1 protein-coding gene is annotated in these 231 nt (G+C 41.6%); it reads left to right on the top strand.

Annotated features, from left to right (window positions below; translation table 11 throughout):
• Window positions 1-231 (top strand): glycosyltransferase family 2 protein (locus PL9214_RS29855; RefSeq protein ID WP_369326047.1); only part of this gene is annotated, 231 nt, incomplete at both ends.

The following is a 231-nucleotide window of genomic DNA, read 5'->3' as shown; positions in this document are numbered from 1 at the left end:
TAACAGGTTTAGAAGATTTGGATTGGGCTAAACGGGTACTGGGACTTGGCTATCAACTTGCTTATGTGGCAGAAGCAGAAATTGTCCACGTTCATGAGGAAACCCCGAATAAAATTTATAACCGCTATCGTCGAGAAGCGATCGCTCTTAAACGCATTTTCCCCCAAGAACACTTTTATTTCATTGATTTTCTGCGCCTGTTCACAGGTAATCTGTTGAGTGACTATTATC

This window comes from Planktothrix tepida PCC 9214 (assembly GCF_900009145.1).
In the GTDB taxonomy this organism is placed as follows: Bacteria; Cyanobacteriota; Cyanobacteriia; order Cyanobacteriales; family Microcoleaceae; genus Planktothrix; species Planktothrix tepida.
This window is presented reverse-complemented; position numbering and strand designations above follow the sequence as displayed.